The sequence below is a fragment of the Vibrio sp. Isolate22 genome (assembly GCF_022398115.1).
GTDB lineage: Bacteria > Pseudomonadota > Gammaproteobacteria > Enterobacterales > Vibrionaceae > Vibrio.
Genome location: NZ_JAKEUW010000002.1, coordinates 253,586 through 278,134, shown reverse-complemented (window position 1 = coordinate 278,134; position 24,549 = coordinate 253,586). Strand labels below are relative to the sequence as shown.

24 protein-coding genes, 14 tRNA genes and 3 rRNA genes are annotated in these 24,549 nt (G+C 44.7%); 10 read left to right on the top strand and 31 right to left on the bottom strand.

Features of this window, described 5'->3' with window-relative positions:
* The 6 genes from L1D55_RS02835 to L1D55_RS02810 form a co-directional block, all read left to right on the top strand.
* Positions 1 to 336 (top strand): 23S ribosomal RNA (locus L1D55_RS02835); the annotation flags it as partial.
* Positions 337 to 430: 94 nt separating this feature from the next.
* Positions 431 to 546 (top strand): 5S ribosomal RNA (gene rrf, locus L1D55_RS02830).
* Positions 547 to 585: 39 nt separating this feature from the next.
* Positions 586 to 662, top strand: a tRNA-Thr gene (locus tag L1D55_RS02825).
* A 47-nt stretch (positions 663 to 709) separates the two neighbouring features.
* A 5S ribosomal RNA gene (gene rrf / locus L1D55_RS02820) occupies positions 710 to 825 on the top strand.
* A 30-nt stretch (positions 826 to 855) separates the two neighbouring features.
* Positions 856 to 932, top strand: a tRNA-Asp gene (locus L1D55_RS02815).
* Between the two features lie 1,570 nt (positions 933 to 2,502).
* Complete coding sequence (locus L1D55_RS02810) at positions 2,503 to 2,898, top strand: DUF2391 family protein (protein WP_239916430.1); 396 nt, start codon at positions 2,503 to 2,505, stop codon at positions 2,896 to 2,898.
* 441 nt (positions 2,899 to 3,339) lie between these two features.
* Here the strand turns inward: L1D55_RS02810 and L1D55_RS02805 are convergent.
* The 16 genes from L1D55_RS02805 to mutY form a co-directional block, all read right to left on the bottom strand.
* A tRNA-Asn gene (locus tag L1D55_RS02805) sits at positions 3,340 to 3,415 on the bottom strand.
* Between the two features lie 36 nt (positions 3,416 to 3,451).
* Positions 3,452 to 3,527: transfer RNA gene (locus L1D55_RS02800), tRNA-Thr, on the bottom strand.
* Positions 3,528 to 3,537: 10 nt separating this feature from the next.
* A tRNA-Asn gene (locus L1D55_RS02795) sits at positions 3,538 to 3,613 on the bottom strand.
* A 24-nt stretch (positions 3,614 to 3,637) separates the two neighbouring features.
* Positions 3,638 to 3,713, bottom strand: a tRNA-Thr gene (locus L1D55_RS02790).
* A 56-nt stretch (positions 3,714 to 3,769) separates the two neighbouring features.
* A tRNA-Phe gene (locus tag L1D55_RS02785) sits at positions 3,770 to 3,845 on the bottom strand.
* A gap of 235 nt (positions 3,846 to 4,080) precedes the next feature.
* Positions 4,081 to 5,706, bottom strand: a complete 1,626-nt coding sequence (locus L1D55_RS02780; protein ID WP_171369415.1) for a methyl-accepting chemotaxis protein — start codon at positions 5,704 to 5,706, stop codon at positions 4,081 to 4,083.
* Between the two features lie 406 nt (positions 5,707 to 6,112).
* Positions 6,113 to 6,188: transfer RNA gene (locus L1D55_RS02775), tRNA-Asn, on the bottom strand.
* A gap of 39 nt (positions 6,189 to 6,227) precedes the next feature.
* Positions 6,228 to 6,303 (bottom strand) — tRNA-Phe (locus tag L1D55_RS02770).
* Positions 6,304 to 6,310: 7 nt separating this feature from the next.
* A tRNA-Thr gene (locus tag L1D55_RS02765) sits at positions 6,311 to 6,386 on the bottom strand.
* A gap of 72 nt (positions 6,387 to 6,458) precedes the next feature.
* A tRNA-Asn gene (locus L1D55_RS02760) sits at positions 6,459 to 6,534 on the bottom strand.
* Between the two features lie 39 nt (positions 6,535 to 6,573).
* A tRNA-Phe gene (locus tag L1D55_RS02755) sits at positions 6,574 to 6,649 on the bottom strand.
* Between the two features lie 7 nt (positions 6,650 to 6,656).
* Positions 6,657 to 6,732 (bottom strand) — tRNA-Thr (locus tag L1D55_RS02750).
* Between the two features lie 71 nt (positions 6,733 to 6,803).
* Positions 6,804 to 6,879, bottom strand: a tRNA-Phe gene (locus L1D55_RS02745).
* A 103-nt stretch (positions 6,880 to 6,982) separates the two neighbouring features.
* Positions 6,983 to 8,116 (bottom strand): membrane-bound lytic murein transglycosylase MltC, encoded by a 1,134-nt coding sequence (mltC, locus tag L1D55_RS02740; protein ID WP_128159354.1) that lies wholly within the window; start codon positions 8,114 to 8,116, stop codon positions 6,983 to 6,985.
* Positions 8,117 to 8,185: 69 nt separating this feature from the next.
* Positions 8,186 to 8,458 carry an oxidative damage protection protein gene (locus L1D55_RS02735; RefSeq protein WP_004738952.1) on the bottom strand — a complete coding sequence of 91 codons (273 nt, stop codon included), beginning with the start codon at positions 8,456 to 8,458 and terminating at the stop codon, positions 8,186 to 8,188.
* A 28-nt stretch (positions 8,459 to 8,486) separates the two neighbouring features.
* Positions 8,487 to 9,542, bottom strand: a complete 1,056-nt coding sequence (gene mutY / locus L1D55_RS02730) for an A/G-specific adenine glycosylase (RefSeq protein WP_239916429.1) — start codon at positions 9,540 to 9,542, stop codon at positions 8,487 to 8,489.
* A 165-nt stretch (positions 9,543 to 9,707) separates the two neighbouring features.
* Between mutY and trmB the strand changes: the two genes are divergently transcribed.
* On the top strand, positions 9,708 to 10,427 hold the full coding sequence (gene trmB / locus L1D55_RS02725; protein WP_004738956.1) for a tRNA (guanosine(46)-N7)-methyltransferase TrmB: 720 nt from the start codon (positions 9,708 to 9,710) through the stop codon (positions 10,425 to 10,427).
* Positions 10,428 to 10,777: 350 nt separating this feature from the next.
* Positions 10,778 to 11,698: a glutaminase B gene (gene glsB, locus L1D55_RS02720; protein WP_004738957.1), complete on the top strand. Its 921-nt coding sequence runs from the start codon at positions 10,778 to 10,780 to the stop codon at positions 11,696 to 11,698.
* A 215-nt stretch (positions 11,699 to 11,913) separates the two neighbouring features.
* Here glsB and hemW read toward each other — a convergent pair whose 3' ends face one another.
* From hemW to L1D55_RS02685, 7 genes are all read right to left on the bottom strand, one after another.
* On the bottom strand, positions 11,914 to 13,101 hold the full coding sequence (gene hemW / locus L1D55_RS02715; RefSeq protein WP_239916428.1) for a radical SAM family heme chaperone HemW: 1,188 nt from the start codon (positions 13,099 to 13,101) through the stop codon (positions 11,914 to 11,916).
* Positions 13,101 to 13,700, bottom strand: a complete 600-nt coding sequence (locus L1D55_RS02710; protein WP_239916427.1) for an XTP/dITP diphosphatase — start codon at positions 13,698 to 13,700, stop codon at positions 13,101 to 13,103. The genes hemW and L1D55_RS02710 overlap by 1 nt, the downstream gene beginning before the upstream one ends.
* 41 nt (positions 13,701 to 13,741) lie before the next feature.
* Entirely contained in the window at positions 13,742 to 14,173 is a 432-nt protein-coding gene (locus L1D55_RS02705; RefSeq protein WP_239916426.1) for a DUF4426 domain-containing protein, read from the bottom strand.
* A 28-nt stretch (positions 14,174 to 14,201) separates the two neighbouring features.
* Positions 14,202 to 14,492 carry a DUF167 family protein YggU gene (gene yggU / locus L1D55_RS02700; RefSeq protein WP_239916425.1) on the bottom strand — a complete coding sequence of 97 codons (291 nt, stop codon included), beginning with the start codon at positions 14,490 to 14,492 and terminating at the stop codon, positions 14,202 to 14,204.
* 29 nt (positions 14,493 to 14,521) lie between these two features.
* Positions 14,522 to 15,079, bottom strand: a complete 558-nt coding sequence (locus L1D55_RS02695; protein WP_004738965.1) for a YggT family protein — start codon at positions 15,077 to 15,079, stop codon at positions 14,522 to 14,524.
* A 76-nt stretch (positions 15,080 to 15,155) separates the two neighbouring features.
* Complete coding sequence (gene proC, locus L1D55_RS02690; protein ID WP_239916424.1) at positions 15,156 to 15,974, bottom strand: pyrroline-5-carboxylate reductase; 819 nt, start codon at positions 15,972 to 15,974, stop codon at positions 15,156 to 15,158.
* An 81-nt stretch (positions 15,975 to 16,055) separates the two neighbouring features.
* The gene (locus L1D55_RS02685) at positions 16,056 to 16,760 is read right to left on the bottom strand and encodes a YggS family pyridoxal phosphate-dependent enzyme (RefSeq protein ID WP_239916423.1); all 705 of its coding nucleotides are present in this window, start codon (positions 16,758 to 16,760) and stop codon (positions 16,056 to 16,058) included.
* Positions 16,761 to 16,786: 26 nt separating this feature from the next.
* Here L1D55_RS02685 and L1D55_RS02680 point away from each other — a divergent pair, with 26 nt between their 5' ends.
* Both L1D55_RS02680 and L1D55_RS02675 read left to right on the top strand, forming a co-directional pair.
* Positions 16,787 to 17,824 carry a type IV pilus twitching motility protein PilT gene (locus tag L1D55_RS02680; RefSeq protein ID WP_008223597.1) on the top strand — a complete coding sequence of 346 codons (1,038 nt, stop codon included), beginning with the start codon at positions 16,787 to 16,789 and terminating at the stop codon, positions 17,822 to 17,824.
* A 14-nt stretch (positions 17,825 to 17,838) separates the two neighbouring features.
* Entirely contained in the window at positions 17,839 to 18,948 is a 1,110-nt protein-coding gene (locus tag L1D55_RS02675) for a PilT/PilU family type 4a pilus ATPase (protein ID WP_239916422.1), read from the top strand.
* Between the two features lie 76 nt (positions 18,949 to 19,024).
* Here L1D55_RS02675 and L1D55_RS02670 read toward each other — a convergent pair whose 3' ends face one another.
* The 8 genes from L1D55_RS02670 to L1D55_RS02635 all read right to left on the bottom strand — a co-directional run bounded on the left by L1D55_RS02670 (position 19,025) and on the right by L1D55_RS02635 (position 24,536).
* Complete coding sequence (locus tag L1D55_RS02670) at positions 19,025 to 19,186, bottom strand: hypothetical protein (protein WP_239916421.1); 162 nt, start codon at positions 19,184 to 19,186, stop codon at positions 19,025 to 19,027.
* A gap of 99 nt (positions 19,187 to 19,285) precedes the next feature.
* Positions 19,286 to 19,708 carry a Holliday junction resolvase RuvX gene (ruvX, locus tag L1D55_RS02665; protein ID WP_004738973.1) on the bottom strand — a complete coding sequence of 141 codons (423 nt, stop codon included), beginning with the start codon at positions 19,706 to 19,708 and terminating at the stop codon, positions 19,286 to 19,288.
* Between the two features lie 44 nt (positions 19,709 to 19,752).
* Entirely contained in the window at positions 19,753 to 20,316 is a 564-nt protein-coding gene (locus L1D55_RS02660) for a YqgE/AlgH family protein (protein ID WP_239916420.1), read from the bottom strand.
* Between the two features lie 108 nt (positions 20,317 to 20,424).
* Entirely contained in the window at positions 20,425 to 21,375 is a 951-nt protein-coding gene (gshB, locus tag L1D55_RS02655; protein WP_102424750.1) for a glutathione synthase, read from the bottom strand.
* Between the two features lie 9 nt (positions 21,376 to 21,384).
* Positions 21,385 to 22,116, bottom strand: coding sequence for a 16S rRNA (uracil(1498)-N(3))-methyltransferase (gene rsmE, locus L1D55_RS02650; protein ID WP_128159380.1), 732 nt, complete (start codon positions 22,114 to 22,116; stop codon positions 21,385 to 21,387).
* 158 nt (positions 22,117 to 22,274) lie between these two features.
* Entirely contained in the window at positions 22,275 to 23,006 is a 732-nt protein-coding gene (locus tag L1D55_RS02645) for an endonuclease (RefSeq protein ID WP_239916419.1), read from the bottom strand.
* Between the two features lie 152 nt (positions 23,007 to 23,158).
* Complete coding sequence (locus tag L1D55_RS02640) at positions 23,159 to 23,659, bottom strand: SprT family zinc-dependent metalloprotease (RefSeq protein WP_239916418.1); 501 nt, start codon at positions 23,657 to 23,659, stop codon at positions 23,159 to 23,161.
* Positions 23,660 to 23,738: 79 nt separating this feature from the next.
* The gene (locus tag L1D55_RS02635; protein WP_239916417.1) at positions 23,739 to 24,536 is read right to left on the bottom strand and encodes a DUF2189 domain-containing protein; all 798 of its coding nucleotides are present in this window, start codon (positions 24,534 to 24,536) and stop codon (positions 23,739 to 23,741) included.
* Positions 24,537 to 24,549: the final 13 nt, after the last annotated feature.

The window sequence follows — 24,549 nt, the reverse complement described above, 5'->3', positions numbered from 1 at the left end:
GGTACGCGAGCTGGGTTTAGAACGTCGTGAGACAGTTCGGTCCCTATCTGCCGTGGGCGTTGGAAAATTGAAGGGGGCTGCTCCTAGTACGAGAGGACCGGAGTGGACGAACCTCTGGTGTTCGGGTTGTCATGCCAATGGCATTGCCCGGTAGCTAAGTTCGGAATCGATAACCGCTGAAAGCATCTAAGCGGGAAGCGAGCCCTGAGATGAGTTTTCCCTGACGCTTTAAGTGTCCTAAAGGGTTGTCGTAGACTACGACGTTGATAGGCAGGGTGTGTAAGTGCTGTGAGGCATTGAGCTAACCTGTACTAATTGCCCGTGAGGCTTAACCATACAACACCCAAGGGGTTTTGTGGACTCAAAGACAGACCTTGAATGAGTTTGAAGAGATAGACTTTTAGATAAGCTTTCCGAATTTTAAAATTTGCTTGGCGACCATAGCATTGTGGACCCACCTGATTCCATGCCGAACTCAGAAGTGAAACACAATAGCGCCGATGGTAGTGTGGGGCTTCCCCATGTGAGAGTAGGACATCGCCAGGCTTTAAATTTTTAGAATCGTTTTTAAACGGTTCTTGAATTGCTGATATAGCTCAGCCCGGTAGAGCGCACCCTTGGTAAGGGTGAGGTCCCCAGTTCGAGTCTGGGTATCAGCACCATGATTCAGTTGATTTGATTTGATTAATCAAGTTAACAACAGAATTTGTTTGACGACCATAGCATTGTGGACCCACCTGATTCCATGCCGAACTCAGAAGTGAAACACAATAGCGCCGATGGTAGTGTGGGGCTTCCCCATGTGAGAGTAGGACATCGTCAGGCTCAAATTGCTTTAAGCTGAATAGACACTGCGGAGTGGTAGTTCAGTTGGTTAGAATACCGGCCTGTCACGCCGGGGGTCGCGGGTTCGAGTCCCGTCCACTCCGCCACTTATCAGAAAGCCTAGTCTTACGACTAGGCTTTCGTCGTTTCTGGGGGGGGGGCTCTTTGACCAAAGAGCCCCGGTCGCCTTCGACCCCAGCCATTCCGCCACTTATACTAAGCCCAAGCATAACTGCTTGGGCTTTTTTACGTTTGAATGATTGTGTTCATCCTTCGGTCGAAAGATACCCGCAAGAGGTTTGCCTGCAATCCCGGCCATTCCACCACTTATTAGAAAGCCTAGTCTTATGACTAGGCTTTCGCAGTTTTGGGGAATAGATAATTTGGTCTTCGATCAACGAGTCCAAATAGTCTGCGAGCCTTGACTGCCAGCAACCCCCGCTCATGCCATCAATGGTCAAAAATCTAGCCTTACGATTAGGCTTACGTCGTTTGTGAGTATTGTTAATTTACCTTGGAATGTACATTTTGGTTTGCTAGGAGCAAAGGTCCAGAAGAGCCTCTATTTCTCGACATGCCTTGTTAGAAGTAGTTTGGCTTGGTTACTTCCGAATTATGATGTTCTCTCTTTGAGGTGCGTTAAACAACTCTCGGAGCACTCACTATAGTTTGCCTGTTTTTCGGTGCTTGCCGAGAAACCAGATAGTGTCGTGAAGCGCTATTTCTTTGATGTATGGCAACCTAGTCTGCGGTTAAATGATAGTTCTAATAGGCCTTTAAGAAGCCCTGAATTACCAGGGAGTGGTACTCTACTGACAATTTCGTTTTAAGCTTTTTATTGCAATGAATAATCGAAACATCTCGGCAGCCTAACTACTTCCTAGCCTCTGATGCTTGGACTCTCAGTTCTCCTTATTGCGTTTTGTCACTGTAACTGTAACTGGCTCTCATTGTGTGGACGGAGCCTTGCGGCCTAGAGTGTAATCGAGACTAGTTTCCATGTGACCTGGTGGCTGGTCTTGATTAATACACAATAGAACTATGCTGTTGGTAATTGCACCTGTGAGCTGTTTATAGAATCACCGACAAGGCGCTAGTTTTGCTTATTCACATGTTCTACAAACCGTAACCTATTTCTTTGTACTCAGAGGGTATAGAAGACTGTTCACTATGATAGCTCTCGCCTTTAATTCGGTTTTGAGTGCGTGAGTTATCAGAGTTGTAGTTAAGCTCTCAAAGTTGTAGTTAAGCTCTCAAAGTTGTAGTTAAGCTCTCAAAGTAAGAATCCCTAAGTTATCCACTGTCGAACACGGCTCTTTTACTTCTCATTGACATTGCAGTCCTTACACCCTCTAGAGTTGGTATCTTCAACTATATTGTTTTAGTAACAGCAGATTAGAAGGTAAGCTTTTTCAGTTATATTGGTAGGAACGACGAAGAGACTATTGCCTTCAACTACCTCGGACTCAAAGCCTGTATACATTCTACGATCGTTTGTAAGCGTTAAGATTATAATTAGTAGAATTTGATTTGTTGCTCTCTGGTTCAAATCTTAGTTGGCTTTAGGTGGTTAATATGAAGTGCCGGAAGTCATTTTCAATTTCTAGTCATTCCAGCATTTGAATCGGTGAGAATAATTACTGTGGGATCGCAGAGAAAGCTCGAGTAGGTAATGTAATGAAACTGAGTTTTAATTTTGAAGATGCAGGTCAGATCTTTGTCGGATCTTTTGCTCTGGCTGTTCCTATCTCTTTTTCTGAAGAAGCCTGGAGACTAGGAGAGACGCTACCTATCGAAAATTTATTGCTGCTATTTATATTATCTGCAGTCTTTCTTGGTTTTTATACTTATGAGAGCGTCTTTCAAAAGGATGTTGTTGCTCGAATACCTGTATTCATTTTTAGAATCGTTATCGCTTATGTCATGACGGCCATGGTCGTAGCATTAGTATTGACTTGTTTAGATAAACTCCCTTTATTGACTGACCCTGTAGTTTCAATCAAGAGGGTGATTGTTATTTCTATGCCAGCCTCTATGGGAGCGATTGTGGTGGATAGTTTTGATAAAGAGTAAATCAGTGTAGCTAAGGAGCTCATGGCACTTTACCGTGACAGCTGAAGCGATCTGCGCGATGTTTTGAAGTAGGTGAGCTCTAAATTGTCACACTATACAGATTTTCGATTTATGGTCGTCGTTGTACCAGGGTAGTTTTCTATGAAGTGCTCTTATTAAGTGAGCTTTACCACTTGAGATGACTGGTTATGGTTTGTTTGATTATCTCTAGATAAATAAAGACATTTAGGATGTGATAAAAAGTAAGGACACTTAAATCAGCTAGGAAAGAGATGCGTGATCTTCATATGCAAAAAAGCTGCATTGATGATGAAGTTTCTTCTTTATGGCTCCCCCTGCGGGACTCAATGCAGGCGGCTAGCTCTGAGACAATTACTTGGAACAAGTAAGTCGCATCTTAAAACAAAAAAAGCCAAGTCTTTCGACTTGGCTTCTTGAATGTGGCTCCCCCTGCGGGACTCGAACCTGCGACATACGGATTAACAGTCCGCCGTTCTACCAACTGAACTAAGGGGGAATTATTTAAGAAGAGTAAACTTCTCAATAATATAAATGGTGCCGACTACCGGAATCGAACTGGTGACCTACTGATTACAAGTCAGTTGCTCTACCTACTGAGCTAAGTCGGCACACTAAATGTGGCTCCCCCTGCGGGACTCGAACCTGCGACATACGGATTAACAGTCCGCCGTTCTACCAACTGAACTAAGGGGGAATTATTCTTAAAGCTTTAAAGAAATGGTGCCGACTACCGGAATCGAACTGGTGACCTACTGATTACAAGTCAGTTGCTCTACCTACTGAGCTAAGTCGGCACATAATATTTCTTTGTGCTTTACTGCTGTTGTCTAAGACACCAACAAATAAATTGTGGTGCCCGGAGGCGGAATCGAACCACCGACACGAGGATTTTCAATCCTCTGCTCTACCGACTGAGCTATCCGGGCGACGAGGTGTATTAAACGTGTTTTCGCGTTCTGGGTCAACATTAAATTGCAAAAAAAGTATTGTTTGATGTTTTTCTATACTTAGTGGGTTGTTTTTGTTCATTTGCGGTGAAAAACCTAGGTCTAGCATGCCCTAAAAGATTGAGAAACTACGTTTAACTAGACGGAATGAGTGCCGAAATAAAAAAAGCACGTATGAAAACGTGCTTTTATATTTAAAAACCTTCCCGAAACTTTAGTGTTTTACTTCAAACCTATTTACCCAAGCTTCTAATTCATTAGATAGAGAGGCTAAGGTTTGGGTGCTGTTATGACTTTCGGTCACTACATTGCTTAGTTGATTGCCACTTTCCTCAATCATGTTGATGCGCTTCGAGATATCATCACTCACTTGAGTTTGCTCAGCCGCCGCTGTCGCGATTTGATGGCTCATTGAAGAGATTGACTCAAGAGCAATAACAATCTGTTGTAGCGCTTCTGAGGCGTTTTGAGATTCGGTTACTGTGCTCTGGCTGGTCGCTGCACACACTTCCATGGTTTGGATAGCGTTGCGAGACCCGTCCTGAAGGTTATTGATCATTAACTGGATCTCTTTGGTGCTTGATTGCGTTCGGCCTGCAAGATTACGTACCTCATCAGCAACCACCGCAAATCCACGACCTTGCTCACCTGCACGAGCAGCCTCAATTGCAGCATTAAGCGCTAATAGGTTTGTTTGTTCTGCAATATCACCAATCACATCCAACACTTTCACAATGTTGTTTACATCGTTATCTAGGTTAGCGACCGCTTCACTTGCTGTCCCTAGTTGTCCAGCGAGGCCTTGGATATTGTCTACTGTGTTATGAATCAAACGCTGAGTATGTTGGCTCTGTTTGTCTGCTTCATCAGTGTTGCGCGCCGTGTCTCCTGCAGAATCAGCAACGTTGTTCGCTGAAGATGCCATCTCTGTCATCGCAGTTGCGATCATTTCAGTGGATTGCTGTTGTGTTTCAGTCAGTTGAGCAATTGAACCAGCGCGGTCTTCTACGCGTTGAAGCTCGCCTCGTAATGCCAACATTGAAGCATTAAGGTTAGATACCAGTTCAGCCAGCGATTTACTCATCTGTTGTACTGCATGATAGATACTGCCATCGACCGCTTTAGTTTCGAAAGAGGTCTGAATACGTCCTTCTGCTACCGCTTGTACGGCCTCTCTCACGTCTTTAGGCTCGCCACCAAGTAGTGCCAGCATTCGTTTAATAGACACGATTAAGCTTGAAAGAATAAGGCCTGCAATAACAACACATAGGAATAGCTGCCATTGAGCGGTAGACCAGAAACGCGCATTTACTTCGTTGAATCCGATACCAGTACCTACAACCCAGCCCCAATGCGGTGTTTTCTCTGCAATAGATAGTTTTTCTTCAATAGTTCCATCAGGCTGTTTTTGGGTCCAGGTGTACTCAACGATCTGACCCGTTCGGTTACCAAGTACTCTTTGGATTAACTGACCAACGCTATTGCCGTCTCCATCTTTAAAGTCATTAAAGCTAGTTCCGTGTAACTGAGGATCTAATGGGGTAGCGACAAACGTCATATTCTCATCGGCAACGTATACATATTCATTGTCTTTATAAATATTGTTACGTAGCAGGCGAGTCGCTAACTGTTTTGCTTGTTGTTCCTCTAAAGTGCCGTCAATGGCCATCTTTTCAACTTCTGTAAGAATGCTGTATGCACTCTTAAATAGCTCAGTTACACGAGCTTTGTTATCCATGTTGCTAGCGACTCTTAAGGTCCATAAACCTGTAGCGGTCAACGCTAGTAGGGCGATTAAAATGATGCCCGATAGTAAATAAGCTTGCGTTTTTAGTTTCATATTTCCCCGCGCAGCAATTCGATAATAAATATTAGGTATGTTTCATCGAATCTTAATCTAAGTCGTGTAGGGCAGATATTAGAAAGATATCAAAACATGATGAAGATTAAATTTACGAAGAAAAAAAAGTAATAGAACGCTAGTTTGTTACCTTTAGTGTGTTTGATTGTGTCTTGAGAATGGCTGAAAGGGAGCGGTATTAGTCAAAGATTGTCGTTGAACAGAGGTATCGAGGGAAGAGGGTGGTTTTCCGGTTTCAGAATTTAATGCGTGCCTGAATTGAAAGAGGTTTCAGTATTGGAGTTCGACGTGACCGGTTAGGGAGGGGACTGAGATATTGCTTTGGCAAAAAGTAGGAGCGTTAGATACGAAAAAGCCTCATCATGTGATGAGGCTTTCTCTAAAATGGCTCCCCCTGCGGGACTCGAACCTGCGACATACGGATTAACAGTCCGCCGTTCTACCAACTGAACTAAGGGGGAATTACTTGCGTTAACTTATTTAAGTTAAACACCAAATAATGGTGCCTCGAGGCGGAATCGAACCACCGACACGCGGATTTTCAATCCGCTGCTCTACCGACTGAGCTATCGAGGCAAAAGTATGGTGCCGACTACCGGAATCGAACTGGTGACCTACTGATTACAAGTCAGTTGCTCTACCTACTGAGCTAAGTCGGCACACTATATCTTTTACTGAAGACGTTAATCTTCGGTTTTATATGAAATGATATCAATCACTTCAATTGTAAATGGCTCCCCCTGCGGGACTCGAACCTGCGACATACGGATTAACAGTCCGCCGTTCTACCAACTGAACTAAGGGGGAATTACTTGCGTTAACTTAATTAAGTTAAACACCAAATAATGGTGCCTCGAGGCGGAATCGAACCACCGACACGCGGATTTTCAATCCGCTGCTCTACCGACTGAGCTATCGAGGCAAAAGAATGGTGCCGACTACCGGAATCGAACTGGTGACCTACTGATTACAAGTCAGTTGCTCTACCTACTGAGCTAAGTCGGCACACTGTATTCTTTGTGCTTTTGTCCGTGCTACTCCCTGTTAAAGAGTAATGACACCAACAAATCAATTTGTGGTGCCCGGAGGCGGAATCGAACCACCGACACGAGGATTTTCAATCCTCTGCTCTACCGACTGAGCTATCCGGGCAACGGAGCGCTATTAAACGGATTTTCTGCATAACCGTCAACACCTTTTTTGAAAATAATTAAAAAAAACGTTCGTTAGTTGTTTTTTTATTCAAAAGTGAGGCTTACGTTTTACCTTGGTTAAAATCTTTCTTGAACTTTGTTACTTTTTCTAGGTATCGGCGCGATTCTTTATTCGGGTGTTTTTTGGTGAGTGCCCAGTAAGCTTGGCTAGGTTGCAGTGAATTTAAGTCACGCATTGCTCGTTTTCTGTCCTTGCTGAAGGTATTGAGTACACCACCCGTGCCACCGTTGTACGCAGAGATCATGCTGTATTCGAGTGTTGTCGGGTGTTGCACGTCTTTCAAATAGCGATTTTTAAGGATGTAAAAGTACGCAGTACCCGCGTCAATGTTGTTTTCTGGGTTAAATAAATACTCAGGAGTCGGCTCTCCGGGCTTGTTTTTGACCAACTTAAAGACATCTCGACCTGCTGTTTTCGGCACGACCTGCATCAAGCCGTATGCATTTGCCCAACTAACCGCATACGGGTTAAAGCTGCTCTCAGTCTTAATGATTGCGTAGATTAAGTCTTCTGGGATGTCATAACGTTTAGATGCGCGTCGAACGATATCTGCATACTGGTAACTACGTTGGCTTGCGTGATCGGCCACCATAGGGATCTCAACGTAGTAGGCTTTTTTAAAGTCGACTTCTTTGGTTTTTAGATTGTTGGCTATCAGGTAATCAGCAAATTTGTTGGCGCGCCATGTCCATTGGATCGGTTTCTTCTCTTGGTCTACAACTTGATTGTAGAGAAAAGGTTTACCTTCTAACTTGATGCTTTTTGAAGAGAATAGGTCGACATGCGCTGGGTCATCTGGCGTAAGCAGCGTTGTCATAATGGCGTTTTTGAGGTGTTTTTTAGGCTCTGTAGAGGAGACAGTTTCTACCGTTATCAGACCTTCGCTAAAGTTAACTTCTGAACGGCTTAAGTAATTGTCTATATATTTCACATAGTTACTCTTACCTGCCATTTTTACTTCACTGCTACCCCAGCGCTTTTGGATATTGCCAGAAAAGCTATTGATCAAAGCGTCTAATGCGCCTGTATCTTTTTCAAACTGACCGGGTAGCTCCGCCAAGTTGTTTACGAATCGGTTGGTTGGCTCGTAATTCACATCATAAATGCTCTCAACGAACTCTCGACTGCAACCTGTGAGTAGCATGGCGGTTAGGAAGTAACTTAGCTTTTTCATAGTTCCTCATACAAAAATGACATCGCAGCGTAAACCATGATGTCATTAAAATTTGCTTAAATAAATGTCTTATTCGCTTGGTGGAGTGTAACCATCAATAACGACATCTTTACCTTCGAAAAGGAAGTTAACCATCTCAGTTTCAAGAAGTTTACGATGTTCTGGATCCATCATATTCAGCTTCTTTTCATTGATAAGCATGGTTTGTTTGCTTTGCCATTGTCCCCAAGCTTCTTTAGAGATGTTGTCAAAGATACGCTTACCTAAGTCACCTGGGTAAAGTTGAAATTCTAAGCCTTCAGCATCTTTCTGGAGGCGAGCACAAAATACAGTGCGGCTCATAGTGGTTCCTCTTATCGCGTTCGTTGATTCAAACGTCGTCATTCAGTTCAAAGGGTAGGCTTTCAATAAGCTGCTTTACAGGAGCGGCTAGGCCAATTTCTTCTGGTTTTGATAAGTTATACCAGAGACCTTTAGTCCCTTCCATTATCAAATTTGGTTGTTTATCTAATTTTACTAATACTGGAGTGATATCTAAGTGGTAGTGGCTGAAAGTGTGCCTAAACGCAATCATGGTTTTGATTGAATCTGTGTTTTTGATCGAACGAAGATCCAATTGGTGTTCGATCTCTGCATTTTCATTTTGAGGGAAACAGAATAAGCCTCCCCAGATACCTGATTGAGGGCGCTGCTCAAGCCACACTTGGTTATCGTGATACAGGATTACAAACCAGGTCTCTTTTACTGGTTTCTCTTTCTTTTGCTTTTTACCAGGGAAGTCGAGCTGTCTATCGAGCTTTTTAGCTTCACACATGCTTTCAATTGGGCAAAGAGTGCATTTAGGCTTGCTACGAGTACAAACCATTGCTCCCATATCCATCATAGCTTGATTGTACTTATCAACATCTTGCTTTGGTGTATGTGCCTCTGCGTGTTCCCAAAGTTGGTTTTCAACCTTCTTTTGACCAGGCCAACCCTCGACAGCAAAGCTTCTTGCAAGCGTTCGCTTCACGTTACCATCAAGAATCGCATGAGGGAGCTTGTAGACAGAAGATAGAACGGCTGCCGCTGTTGAACGACCAATGCCTGGAAGCGCATTCATCTCTTCGAGGGAAAGTGGAAACTCCCCACCATACTGCTCTGCAACAATCTTGGCAGCTTTGTGTAGGTTACGAGCTCGTGCGTAGTAACCAAGCCCTGTCCATAGGTGAAGCACTTCATCTTGCTCGGCGTTTGCTAAGTCGATAACTGTTGGGAAACGTTCCAAGAAACGCTGGTAGTATGGAATCACCGTGGTGACCTGAGTCTGCTGAAGCATGATTTCAGATAGCCAAACGGTGTAGGCGGTTTTGTTTTGTTGCCAAGGTAATTCTTTGCGCCCGTAAGCGTCATACCACTTTAATATGGCGGTTGCGAAAGGAGTCACGACATGCTCTATGCTTTGCTATTATTAGAAGCGAAATTGCACCACACTTAACGTTGGATGTAAAACAGACAAATTGTGTGGGAATTTATCCACGGAAAGACTTGCTTCGAAGGCAATTCTTTGGATAATCCCCGCTTTGATTAATCAATGTGCAGGCAAAAATCAATGAGTGAAGTGACCACTAACGAATATACTGAAGACGGCAAACTGGTTCGTAAGATCCGTAGTTTTGTTCGCCGCGAAGGCCGCTTAACAAAAGGCCAAGAGAACGCGATGAATGAATGTTGGCCAACAATGGGTATCGACTACAACCCAGAGCTTCTTAACTGGAAAGAAGTATTTGGCAACGATAACCCAGTTGTACTAGAGATTGGCTTCGGTATGGGTGCATCACTGGTTGAAATGGCAAAGAATGCACCTGAGAAGAACTTCTTAGGTATTGAAGTTCATAGCCCTGGTGTTGGTGCTTGTTTGGGTACTGCGCGCGATGCTGGCGTAACTAACCTACGTGTAATGTGTCACGATGCTGTTGAAGTATTTGAACACATGATTCCAGATAGCAGCCTGCATACACTGCAACTGTTTTTCCCTGACCCATGGCACAAAGCTCGTCACCACAAGCGTCGTATCGTTAAAGCTGAATTTGCTGAAATGGTTCGCGCTAAACTACACCTTGAAACTGGTATTTTCCACATGGCAACTGACTGGGAAAACTACGCAGAGCACATGATTGAAGTAATGAATGCTGCACCAGGTTTCGAGAATATCGCTGAAGATGGTGATTACATCCCTCGCCCGGATGAGCGTCCATTGACTAAATTTGAAGCTCGTGGCCACCGTTTAGGTCATGGTGTTTGGGATATTAAGTACAAGCGTACTAAGTAATTCTGAACCTCAACAAATATAAGGTGAGATTTGATTAGGATCTTAACCTTACACTTTGTGGGATTGATAAAAGCCAACATTATTGTAGTGTTGGCTTTTTTGTCCTTAGGCTTTTATTTCAGTAAAGGCTTAACGACAGAAAGTAATACCAATCACAGTAAGTAAGTGATCAGAAATAGCGTAGGAAAAAGGCTTGAGAACAAGGCAGCATTTTTCGATAAGTAGTTACTCTACAATCAAAAATTCTAACGCAGTTATCGAGTATTTTAACAAGCTAGAGTGAGCCGTTATTTATTACGATTGGTATATGTTACGTCCCTACAAAAATAACAATATAGAAGTAAGCACACATGAAACCAACTCAAGCTATTTTGGCCGAGATCTTAGAAGAAGTTCGCCCTTTAATCGGTCAGGGAAAGGTCGCTGATTATATTCCTGCATTAGCGCGTGTATCGAACCAGAAACTGGCGATTGCGGTATACACCAATGAAGGAGAAGTGATTCAAGCTGGTGATGCAGAGGAAGCCTTCTCTGTACAATCGATCTCTAAGGCTTTGAGTTTGACGTTAGCAATGGTGCTCTATAAGCCGGAAGAGATTTGGCAGCGTGTAGGTAAAGAGCCTTCAGGGCAAGCCTTTAATTCGATGATTCAGCTTGAGATGGAACAGGGTATCCCTCGAAACCCATTTATTAATGCTGGTGCGATTGTTGTTGCTGATCTATTACAAAGCCGCTTGTCAGCGCCAAGACAGCGTTTATTGGAGTTCGTGCGTCAGTTATCGGGCGATACGCATATCGTGTACGACAAGGTAGTAGCGGCTTCAGAAATGATGCACAGCGATCGTAATGCCGCTATTGCGTACTTGATGCGTTCATTTGGTAATTTTGAGAACGATGTTATCCCTGTACTCAATAATTACTTCCATGCTTGCGCACTCAAGATGACTTGTGTGGATTTGGCGAAAACCTTTAGTTACTTAGCGAACAAAGGTGTATCAGTACAGACTAAGAAAGAGATCATCACGCCGGTACAGACCAAGCAGCTGAATGCTTTGCTTGCAACTTGTGGTTTGTATGATGGCGCAGGTGAGTTTGCTTATCGCGTCGGCATGCCGGGCAAATCGGGAGTAGGTGGCGGGATTATCGCTATCGTTCCTGGTGAAATGACGATTGCTGTGTGGTCTCCAGAGCTGGATCCTTCTGGTAACTCACTGGCTGGCACTAAGGCTCTCGAGCTGCTTTCAGAACGTATTGGTCGTTCGATTTTTTAGAAGAAAGATGCGAGATGCGAGCACGGACTTCGTCCTATAGAGCGCTTCGCTTCGAGAAAGACTCTTCCAATAAAAAGGGTTGACCCTAAAGCCAACCCTTTTATCATTTTTCTCGAATCTCGAATCTCGAATCTCGAATCTCGAATCTCGAATCTCGAATCTCGAATCTCGAATCTCGAATCTCGAATCTCGAATCTCGAATCTCGAATCTCAAACTATTCGTCTTCCTCGGCCATGAAGGCTTCCAGCAAATCGTTGAGGAAAAGTTTCCCTTTTTCTGTGATTTGCCAGTGAGTGTCGGTTTCGTTCAAGTAACCTAGCTCTTTTGCCCACTCAATCGTTGATTGAACAGCGTCAAAACCAAGACCTGTCGTATCAATGAAATCTTGCTTAGGACACGCTTCCATTAACCTGAAACGGTTCATAAAGAATTCGAAAGGGCGGTCCTCGTTTGCTACTTCAAATTCATCCGAAATATAAGGCTTCACCATATTCTGATAAGCCGCTAGGTAGCCTCTTGGATGCTTAACCTTAGTCGTTCTAATAATTCGTCCATCAGCAAAACTCAGCTTGCCATGAGAGCCGCAGCCAATGCCTAAGTAGTCGCCGAAGCGCCAGTAGTTGAGGTTGTGCTGACACTGGTAGCCCCGCTTGCTGTAGCCTGAAATTTCGTATTGCACATACCCTGCATCAGCGAGCTTTTTGTGGCCTAATTCGAAGATATCCCAGAGATCATCGTCGTCCGGTAGGATTGGCGTTTTGTAATAGAACATGGTGTTAGGTTCTATTGTTAGCTGGTACCAAGACAAATGTGGCGGATTTAGCTCGATCGCTTTATCTAGATCTGCCAATGCTTGATCGATACTTTGATCCGGCAAGCCATGCATAAGATCGAGGTTAAAGCTGTTTAGACCGATTTTATGTGCAAGGTGAGCAGCGTTGACCGCTTCATCTTGACCATGGATACGGCCCAGTCTTTCTAGCTTTTCTTGCTCAAAGCTTTGTACACCAACCGATATACGAGTAATCCCTGCTTTTTGGTAACCAGCGAAACGCTCAGCTTCAATGGTGCCCGGGTTGGCTTCCATGGTGATTTCAATTTCAGGTTTGAATGGGATGCGTTGCTCAATACCTTGAAGCAGTCGACCGATACCTTCTGGAGAGAACAGGCTTGGAGTGCCGCCACCAATAAAGATCGAATGCAGCGGACGAGGTACACCATTGAGTTGGTACTTTTCGATATCAGTATCGAGATCCTCAAGTAGCGCATCGATGTACTCTTTTTCTGGGATCTCGGCTTTCAGAGCGTGTGAGTTGAAATCACAATAGGGACACTTTTGTACACACCATGGGATGTGTACATAAAGGCTAAGAGCTGGTGGAACGAGTGCTGCGTTGTGCATTACAGAGCTTGCTCTTTCAGTGCTTTGAATAGTGACGCAAGGGCTTTACCACGGTGTGATAGTTGCTTTTTTCGTGAAGGGTCAAGCTCAGCAGATGCACAGTTATCTTCTGGAACAAAGAATACAGGATCGTAGCCAAAGCCGTTCTCACCGTGCTCTTCAATCAGGATTTTTCCTTCCCATTTACCATGACATACCAATGGTGTCGGATCATTTTCGTGACGCATTAAAACCAACACACAGTGGAAACGAGCGGTACGCTTTTCAGTATCTACACCTTGCATAGCATCAAGCAGTTTTTCGATGTTCTGCTTATCAGTAGCGCCTTCTCCTGAATAACGAGCTGAGTAGATTCCTGGCGCGCCATTTAAGTAATCCACCTCTAAACCAGAGTCATCCGCAATTGCTGGTAGACCGGTTTCTTTCGCTGCATGACGGGCTTTAATGATGGCATTTTCAATGAATGTTGTTCCTGTTTCAGCGACTTCTGAAACGTTAAATTCACTTTGTGCGACAACGTCAAAACCGAACTCAGACAGAATATCTGCCATCTCGCGGACTTTGCCTTGGTTGCCTGTAGCTAAAACAATCTTACTCATGGAATGGGGCTCTAAATAAGTTAATGAACAGAACAGTGAGCTTACTCTTCTGTATAGAATTTTTGCGTGAAACGTAATGGGCCAGTGCCTTTCAAACCGGCGTTAACATCGATATTAAACGTGATGTTTTCTTCGTGCGTAATAGGGAACTCTGCAAGGTAATAGATGGCATCACCTTCTTTAATTTTACGGAAGTTAAGCGTGCGAGTATTGCCCACCAGGTTCTTGGCTGTTCCCGTTATTTTAGCGGTTGTCGCAGGTTTTCCAAGGGAGGCATTGTCTAGTACGCTGATGTTTAAAATAGCTGAGTAGCCGTTTCGCTTGAGCTTGTATTGTTTAGCGACTTGAGCCGTTAAAAATGTCGAGTTAAAGGCCGAGTAGTGAACCTCGATATCTTTAATGTTTTTAAATTGTCCTGCTGAGCTTGGCAGGGCAATGAGAGCGGTAAGTAGTGCTGTTATCCATAGACGCATAATGACTCCAATAAATAGCAAAAAGCCATCATAGGATGGCTTTGACTTCAGTGGGGATTTGGCTTGGCGAGCATATTCGAACTTGTTTGTGCCGGCCGAGTTCTCCTTTTTCAATTTTAATTTGCCCTTTAGCGACCTTAAATTGCTTTGCAAGGTATTTCGCTAAGTGGGCATTGGCTTTGCCATCAACAGGTGGTGCAGTGATGGCAATTCTTAGTTCTTCGCCGTGCAAGCCGACGATTTTGTCTCGGCTTGCTTTGGGCTGGATATAGAGCCTAAGGAGAATGTCTTCTTCTTCGACCCAAACCGCTTTTGGCATCGTCAAAGTACCTGATGTTCGTACTTGAATTATAGCTGGTACCAAATAGGACCAATCATGTCGCCCATTAGGAAGTTCGCAAATTGAAGAACAATGAACAGAACCAACACGCTTAGGTCGAAACCACCCATATCTGGCAGGATGCGACGGATAGGCATTAGCATAGGCTCAGTCAGTTGATGGAACACGTACTCGATTGGGCTACGACCTTGGCTAACCCAGCTTAGGATTGCACGGATTAGTAGTACCCAGAAAATCAAACCACCAGCTGCTTTGATCAGAGAGAGTCCGCCAAAGATTAGGAAGCTGATATCGAACACTGCCGCGCCACCAGAGATAATCAGGTTCAGAGCGACGAACTTAAGTACACATAGCACGTAAGCGAAAACGACTGTCGCTAAGTCAATGCTGCCGATTGATGGAATAACTCGGCGTAGTGGTGCAACAACTGGTTGTGTCGCTTTTACGATGAATTGTGAGAATGGGTTGTAGAAATCTGCACGTGATGCTTGTAGCCAGATACGCAAGATCACAACCATGATGTAAAGATCAAAAACGGTCGAGATCAGAAAGCTCATCGAGTTCATATTGTTTCCTTTTTCGGATTTACTTGCCGCTCAGGTACCACCCAAACGGCACAATGCTTTTGTACCTTGGTTGGTACTAAAACAGTTTTTCCATCTCTTCAGCTCGAGCGACTGCCGCTTGCATGGCTTTAGCTACGATGTCTGATAGTTGATGTTCGTTAAACGTGCGTAGCGCTTCTGCGGTTGTGCCGCCTTTTGAAGTCACTTGCTCACGCAGTGTTGATAATTCTGTGTCAGGGTTCGCGACCACCATCTCTGCCGCACCTAGTGCTGACTGTTGCACTAATTTACGGGCTGTTTCTTGGTCGAAGCCTTGATTGATTGCTTCTGCTTGCATCGCTTCCATAAATAGGAAGAAGTAAGCCGGAGCGCTACCTGCCGCCGCAATGATGTTGTTGATACCAGATTCTTGTTCAACCCAGCTCACTTCACCTACAGCTTGCATTAGCTGTGATGCAAAGTCTTTATCTGATTGGCTAACAGTTGAATCAGCATAAAGGCCACTCATACCCTTACCAAGCAGTGATGGCGTGTTTGGCATCACACGCACCAAGTTCAGTTGGCAGTCTAACATCTCATTGAGTCGATTCGCATTAATACCTGCGGCAATTGAGATTACTAGTTTGTTGCTAAAACCGATGCTTTGTAAGGGTTTACATACATCAGCCATCATCTGTGGCTTCACTGATAATACAACAACGTCTGCTTGCTCTGCTGCGGCAATGTTATCGCTGGTGGTATTGATGCCGTACTCTTGCTCTAACGGTACTCTTCTGGTGTCAGAAGGTGCTGTCGCTGTAATCTTTTGCGCTGGGTAACCACTCGCTACTAAGCCCGCTACAATTGAGCGAACCATGTTTCCCGCCCCGATGAAGGCGATGTTCTTATGTTCCATATATCAAATCCTGAGCGTGTCGCTACGCGGTGAAAGCGGAGCGGTATCAATACTTATACTTTTTAGGTTGTTAAGGTGTTGCTATTTCGCGTAATCACGAGCACCGAAAATCGCGGTTCCAATACGAACCATGGTGCTGCCAGCCTCGACTGCTGCTTCCATATCACCACTCATGCCCATCGAAAGGGTATCAATATCAGGATACTTTGCAGCTAGCTTATCTTTAAGCTCTGCCAGTTGAGAGAAAGCGCTAAGCTGTGATTGATAGTCAGAAACGTTTGCAGGAATCGACATCACCCCTCTTAAAGTGAGGTTGGGCAGTGAGGAAATCAACTCTGCTAGTGCAAAAACTGACTCTTCAGATGTGCCAGACTTGGACGCTTCACCACTGGTGTTTACTTGAATTAACACTTGCAAAGGGGGAAGCTCGCTTGGACGTTGGTCATTCAGTCTCTGAGCGATCTTATCGCGATCGATGGAATGTACCCATGCGAAGCTTTCTGCAATAGGGCGAGTTTTATTTGACTGGATTGGACCAATAAAGTGCCATTCCAAATTTAGGTTAGAATGTTGTTCTGAAAAGTGTTTTACTTTATCGACACCTTCTTGAACATAGTTTTCACCAAAGGCAACTTGGCCTCCGAGCGCGGCTTCTAGAATCGCATCAATCGGTTTAGTTTTGCTGACGGCTAAAAGTTGTACGGACTCTGGAGCTCGTCCGCACTTTTGCTCAGCGCTACGAATCTGTGAGGTGATTTGTTCGATGTTTTGTTGAATACTACTCATAGCTGACTTTACTTAAGGGAAAATAAATGGATATCACTGAGTTACTAGATTTTAGTGTAAAGCATAACGCGTCAGATCTACATCTTTCTGCGGGTGTATCTCCAATGGTACGTATAGATGGTGAAGTAAGGAAGCTTGGAATACCAGCTTTGAGTCATGCTGATGTACACCGTTTAGTTTTTGAGATCATGAGCGACTCACAGCGCGGTGAGTTCGAGGAAAAACTGGAAGTCGACTTCTCTTTTGAATTACCCAATGTCGGTCGTTTCCGTGTTAACGCTTTTAACCAATCCCGTGGTTGCTCAGCTGTCTTTCGTACTATCCCTGTCGAGATTCCGACGTTAGAACAGTTAGGCGCTCCTGATATCTTTGAAAAGATTGCTAATTTTGAAAAGGGTCTAGTGCTAGTGACAGGCCCTACAGGTTCTGGTAAATCAACCACTCTTGCGGCGATGGTCGATTACGTAAACCGTAACCACAATAAGCATATTCTCACCATAGAAGACCCGATTGAATTTGTTCACACCAACAATAAGTGCCTAGTGAACCAGCGTGAGGTTCATCGTGATACTCATAGCTTTAAAGCGGCGCTGCGCAGTGCGTTACGTGAAGACCCTGACGTTATCCTTGTTGGTGAACTGCGTGACCAAGAAACCATTAGTTTAGCGCTTACGGCTGCAGAAACTGGTCACTTGGTTTTTGGTACTTTACATACCAGTTCAGCAGCAAAAACGATTGACCGTATCATTGATGTTTTCCCTGGTAGCGATAAAGACATGGTTCGCTCGATGTTGTCTGAATCATTACGCTCGGTGATTGCACAGAAACTATTAAAGCGTGTCGGTGGTGGGCGTGTGGCTTGTCATGAAATCATGATGGCGACACCGGCGATCAGAAACTTGATTCGTGAAGATAAAGTCGCTCAGATGTATTCGATCATTCAAACGGGTGCGGCACATGGCATGCAAACTATGGAGCAAAATGCGAAGCAGCTGATGGCCCAAGGCTTGGTTGACTCGGAAGAGGTCGAGAAAAAGATCGAAATTGAAACCTCAATGTTCTAATCAAGGTGCACACAATGGAATTGAATCAAATCCTTGAAGGAATGCTTTCTCAAAAAGCGTCCGATCTTTACATCACGGTTGATGCGCCGGTTTTGTTCCGTGTCGATGGTGAGCTGCGACCGCAAGGCGAGAAGCTGAATTCAGCTCAGGTCGCTCAATTACTTGATGCGATGATGGATCAAGAACGACGTGATGAATATCAGCAAACACGCGAGGCTAACTTTGCGATTGTGCGCGATTTTGGTCGTTTTCGTGTTAGTGCGTTCTTTCAGCGAGAACTACCTGGTGCGGTAATTCGACGCATCGAGACCAACATCCCGACCTTTGAACAATTAAAGCTTCCTGATGTACTACAGGACTTGTCTATCGCTAAACGTGGACTCGTGCTGGTGGTTGGGGCGACAGGCTCTGGTAAGTCGACCTCAATGGCCGCAATGACAGGCTATCGCAATACCAATCGCTCGGGGCATATCTTGACGGTTGAAGACCCGATTGAATTTGTTCACGAGCACAAGAAATGTATCGTGACTCAGCGCGAAGTTGGGCTTGATACTGAGAGTTATGAAGTCGCACTAAAGAACTCATTACGCCAAGCGCCAGATATGATTCTGATTGGTGAAATCCGTAGCCGTGAAACCATGGAATATGCGATGACCTTTGCTGAGACGGGTCACCTGTGTATGGCAACTTTACACGCGAATAATGCCAACCAAGCGCTAGAGCGTATTCTCCACTTGGTGCCGAAAGAGCAGAAAGAGCAGTTCCTGTTTGATCTGTCGATGAACCTGCGTGGTGTGGTTGCTCAGCAGTTAATCAGAGATAAAAATGGCAGTGGGCGCCATGGTGTGTTTGAGATTCTACTCAACAGCCCACGCGTATCTGATTTGATTCGCCGCGGTGAGTTACACGAGTTAAAAGCAACGATGGCAAAATCGAAAGAAGTCGGCATGCAGACTTTTGATCAAGCTTTGTATGATTTGGTCGTAGCAGGAAAGATTAGCGAAGAAGATGCGTTCCACAGCGCCGATTCGGCTAATGACTTACGCTTAATGCTTAAAACCAGACGAGGTGATGGTGATTACGGTAATGGATCTTTATCTGGCGTGAAGATTGATATGGATTAAATGCTAGGCGTCTATAGGAATCTTGCTTTGTATAAATAAAAACCCGCTCTGCAGCGGGTTTTTTAGAACTGTATAGCTAGTGATTAGCAAATCTGCCGTTGTCACCTGAGTAACCGCGCTCTTTCTCTAATTTGATTTTTGTTGGATATTGCTGACCATCGTAACCTGCTGAACCACCACCCATTGAACTACATGCAGTTATAGCTAGAGCGGCGAAGATTGCTAGATAAATTTTCATGTGAACTCCCACTTACCTATTAATGAATTGCACCGTCTTTACGGCGCGAAATTCGTGCGGGATCACAAATTAGATTGCTTTTTGCTCACTTAATTTTCGTTAAGAATATTGTGCTTCAAACCAGCTTTCGAGAATGACAACTGCGGACTGGTTATCGACATTCCCTTTACTTAATGCTTTGTAGCCACCCATGTCAAAGAGGTCGGCTCTTGCTTCGGCGGTCGATAACCTTTCGTCATGCAGCTCAACATCAACACCAAAACGGCCTTTTAAGCGGTTAGCAAACTTTTTAGCTCTAGGCGTGATGGTTTCTAGGTCACGACCGTGAAGATCGGTAGGTAGCCCGACGACGATAAGATTTGGTTGCCACTCTTTAATCTGTTTTTCGATGTCGTCCCAGTTCGGGATACCGTCTTTAGCTTTAAACGCTTTTAAAGGGCTTGCTGTGCCAGTGATTTCTTGTCCAATCGCGCTGCCGATACTTTTTGTACCGTAATCAAATGCCATAATTGTTCGTGACATGGGGCTTCCAAATTTATCTGTGTTTGAGTGTTTCTGTTTTGAGGTTAGGCGTGACCAGCGTCAGACGAAAGCTGCGCGGCGTTGATACCTAACATTTGTACCGCAACTTTCCAGCGCTCTGAAATTGGCGTATCAAAGATGACTTTCGGGTCCGCTTCAACGGTTAACCATGAGTTTTCCGTTAGCTCGGTTTCTAGTTGGCCGGGTTCCCAACCTGCATAGCCAAGGGCGACCAAGTAGTGCATCGGCTCATCTTCAGTGCCTAACACCATTAAAATATCTTTTGAGGTCGTTACCGAGATTTGGTCGGTCATGCTGATGCTTGATTGATAGCTGCCTTTAGGTTTGTGCAGAATAAACCCACGGTCTTCAGCAACCGGTCCACCATTTAATACTGGCTTATCGAGGCTAGCTTGATTCTGTTTTGGTTGTTCAGACTCAACCTCAACTTGTTTAAGCATACTGCCGACAGTGACATCGATAGGAGCGTTTATCATTAACCCCATCGCACCTTCCTCGTTGTGTTCACAGAGGTAGATTACCGAGTTTTGAAAGTACGGATCTTTCATCCCGGGCATAGCGACCAAAAAGTGGTTCGTTAGGTTCATAGAGCCTCCTGCCAGTGTGTCACCAATAAAGGAAAAGAGCGGCGTAAAGCCGCTCATTCTATCCCTAAGACGTATGTGTGAAGCGCTAGGGCTTTCTTTTAGCTTAGGTTATTTTGCGTTAACGCGACGCTCAATTGCATCCATTAACTTGCCCGTTACCGAGATATCGAAAGCGGCTTCAATTTCGCGGATACATGTAGGGCTTGTTACGTTGATTTCAGTTAGCTTATCACCGATAACGTCTAGGCCAACGAAGATTAGACCTTTTTCTTTTAGCGCAGGAGCAACGGCTCTTGCGATCGCCCAGTCTGTGTCACTGAGAGGACGCGCTTCACCAGTACCGCCAGCTGCAAGGTTACCTCGAGTTTCGCCTTTAGCTGGAATACGAGCTAGACAGTAAGGCATTGGTTCGCCATCAACTACAAGAATACGCTTGTCACCGTTGCTGATGTCAGGAACAAAAGTTTGTGCCATCGCGTAGTTTTGGCCATGGTTAGTCAGTGTCTCGATAATCACTGATACGTTTGGATCGCCTTCTTTTACGCGGAAGATCGATGCACCACCCATACCATCAAGTGGCTTAAGGATCACATCACCATGCTTCTCGCGGAATTCTTTAATTTTCTCCGCTTTACGAGTCACGATAGTAGTTGGTGTTAGCTCAGGGAACCACGCTGTGAATAGCTTCTCGTTACAGTCACGTAGGCTTTGTGGTTTGTTTACGATCAGTGCGCCATTTTCTTCAGCACGCTCAAGAATGTAGGTTGCGTAGATGTACTCAGTATCAAACGGAGGATCTTTACGCATCAGCACTGCATCTAAATCAGATAGCGCGATAGTTTGCTCTGACTTGAATTCATACCAGCCATTTGGATCTTCTTTTAGCTCAACGACTTTAGTGTCTGCAATCGCTACGCCTTGATCTAAGTGTAGATCATTCATTTCCATGTAATGGATTTCGTAACCACGACGCTGAGCTTCAAGCATCATGGCAAAGCTAGAGTCTTTTTTGATGTTAATGGATGAAATTGGATCCATTACGATGCCAAGTTTGATCATTTTTTTCTCCTAGCCTAGATCGCCAAAACGGACTTGTAAGGCAGTAATTGCGGTTAGAGCTGCTGTTTCGGTACGAAGTACACGTGGGCCGAGTAGCGTCTCTTCAAATTTGTATTGTTCTGTCATGCCGATCTCTTCAGCAGACAAGCCACCTTCAGGGCCGATCAATAGGCGTACCTTACTGATAGGTTCTGGAAGGGTATTAATTGAGTATTTTGCGCGAGGGTGCAGGTTCAGCTTTAATGCTTCACTAGGTTCGCTACACCACTCTTCAAGTTGCATGATAGGGCGAATCACTGGAACTGTATTACGACCGCACTGTTCACATGCTGCGATAGCAATTTTTTGCCACTGGGCGAGTTTTTTCTCGAAGCGTTTAGCATCCAGTTTAACGCCGCAGCGTTCTGAAATCAGAGGTGTGATGGTGTTTACACCAAGCTCTACCGACTTTTGGATCGTGAACTCCATTTTGTCACCACGTGAGATCACTTGTCCCAAGTGTAAGTCTAATGGAGATTCACTGCTGCGCTCGATACGCTCAGTCACGTCAACAGTGACATTCTTCTTTGATACTTCAGTGATTGTCGCTGGAAATTCAGCGCCGCTGCCATCAAAAAGAAGAACTTCTTGACCTTCTTTCATACGAAGGACACGACCAACATGACCCGCGGCATCTTCGCCTAAAGCGAGTGAACCTAACTGGTGAATGAGTTCAGGGTGATGGATACGAGGGATTCTCATGCTGGTAAACCTATAAATAGTGTCATTAGGGTATTTTGTCTCTGCCTAACATGGATGCTTTTAGTTGAAAAAACAAGGGTAGAGCAAGAGTTTCAGGGGCAATTCTGAAACTCTTGGGTGAGACTACTCTGTTGAATGTTGCTGTGATGCAATAAGTGTTATTTGCAAGCTTGGTAAACAAACGGGTTGTGATTCCCTTGAATGGCAAAGATACGCTCATCACGAGTACATTCCCATTCGTTGACAGGGAACTGTTTATTCCAGGCCATCATCAGGTTGGTTTGTTGTTTCGATAGCTTAAAACCGTACTCTTGGCTCATGTACAGATAAGTTCGTGCGATAGAGCCTTTCGCTCTGTCTGGCGGCATTACTTTACGTTGCTTGAAGTTGACCTGCATTTCACACTGACCATAACTTACTCCATCCATACCATTCCACTGGCTGAAATTGTAGTTGGAGCGATCTCCGTTAACCTCACCAATCGCCGGCGTCAAGTTGTGAAGATCGGCTTCCATGGATTTGAATACTTTATCATTGCGGGTACAGTTTTTACGCCCGCCATCTTGCCAGCATTGACGCTGGTGGCCGAATTGCCAAGCGGGAACCACATGTTCCCACTCAATTCGACTGGCACGTTTTTGCTGCTTTCGCACTTGATAGCCACAGCCATCAAGGTCTGGAATGCCTTTCTTTTTGTCTTTCCATGTTATGTCACAGCCACAATAAAATGACGTTGGGTGATCAAGGTAAATCTTCACCGCTTCTTTTTTGGCTTTGGAAAATGAACTGGGCGGAGCGGCAGAAACGCTTTGGGTTACCAGTAGGCCAAATACTATCGTTAAGTAAAAAGACACTGATAGGCCAAATGCTTTGGGAGTGATTTTTTGCATAGAAAAAGACTGATAAAAGTATGATAAACATCAGTCTAGCACTCAAAGGATGGATTTCTCCATTACATTTCTATCACTAACTCTATTGAGTACAGTTTTCTAAATTGGAGAGGGAGAACGCTATAAAAGAAAGCTAGCGCCGGTTGAGAGCACTAGCTGAGTTGTGTGCCTGTGAAGGATAAGGTTTGATTGCACTGTTGGCAGCGATAGCTTGATTGGTTACGCAATACCTTGTTATGGCGTCTTATGGAAAGTGAGTAAACCGTGCAGGCACAGCGATACTCAAAGGTCTTTCCTTGCACAGAGGAAACCTCAAAGCTATGAGTTGTTTTGGCTGGCACGTTGAATACCTTTTCCATTACGTATTTCCATTCATTTCCATGAGGTCTCACTCGCCCAAACACTTGGTGAGTGATCAGGTGTGCAAGCTCATGGGGTAATACCTCGTTGATGAAGGCGTCTTCGTTTTCGGTGAATAGAACCGGATTGAGTTTAATCTCATTGAGTTGAAGGTAGGCTTTTCCCGCCGCTTTGCCTCTTAGCTTGTAAGTGATCGTTGGGGAGGGAAATTCACGAGAGAAATGCTGGTTGGCGATAGCTAGGCATTCGGCCAGTTTCTTATTTGCTCTGTGCTGTTGCGGGGTGTAAGACAAACTTTGTTAACTCCAAAAAAAGACCTCAGCACTGTAGCTGAGGTCTCATCATAACATTGCTCGTTAGTCTGGCGACTATTTAGACGTGATGTTTTTTCTTGATGATTTCGTGATAAGCATGCCATGTACCATAACCAAGTAGCGGCATGGTGACGATCATACCAATGCCGTAGGTTGCAAAGCCCACCAGAATACCGGCACAAATAATACTTGCCCACACCACCATTGCAGGGATGTTGGATTTCACGGCATTGAAGCTGGTGAAGATTGCGCTCATCACATCCACGCGTCTCTCCATCATCAATGGAATAGAAAATGCCGAGATGCTGAAGATTAGGCTGGCGATAACAAATCCAATGACAGAACCCGTGATCAAGAAGGGCGCAAACTCTGCTAATGGTGCGCCTTGTACAGATGGATACAAAGCGTGCAATAGAGCGGCGATACGCATCCAGAATATCATCGCGACCATTAATACAATCGCAAAGGCCCACTGGTGAGTCGAGTTGCGAGTAATGGCTTTCATTGAATGGAATAGGCTGGCGTTGTGCCCTTTTTCTCTTTCCCAGGCTGCGTCATACAAGCCCAGAGCAAGAAAAGGTCCTATCAGCATGTACACAATTAAGCTTGGCATCACCACCAAGTGTGTTCCTTGCCATTGGACAAGTTGAACAATGGCGATTGCCGCTCCCATAAAGCACAAACCGTAAAATGCGCTGATTAATGGCATTCTTACTAAGTCATGCAGAGCAAGCGACAACCAATGAAAGGGTGCGGAAATACTGATTTGGTTGCAAGGAATGGTGCGAGCGTAATCCTTATCGCTGACCTTGTGTTTTTTATCGTTCAGTTCGGATGGGTGCGCGGTACGAGGCATAGATCCCCCTAGT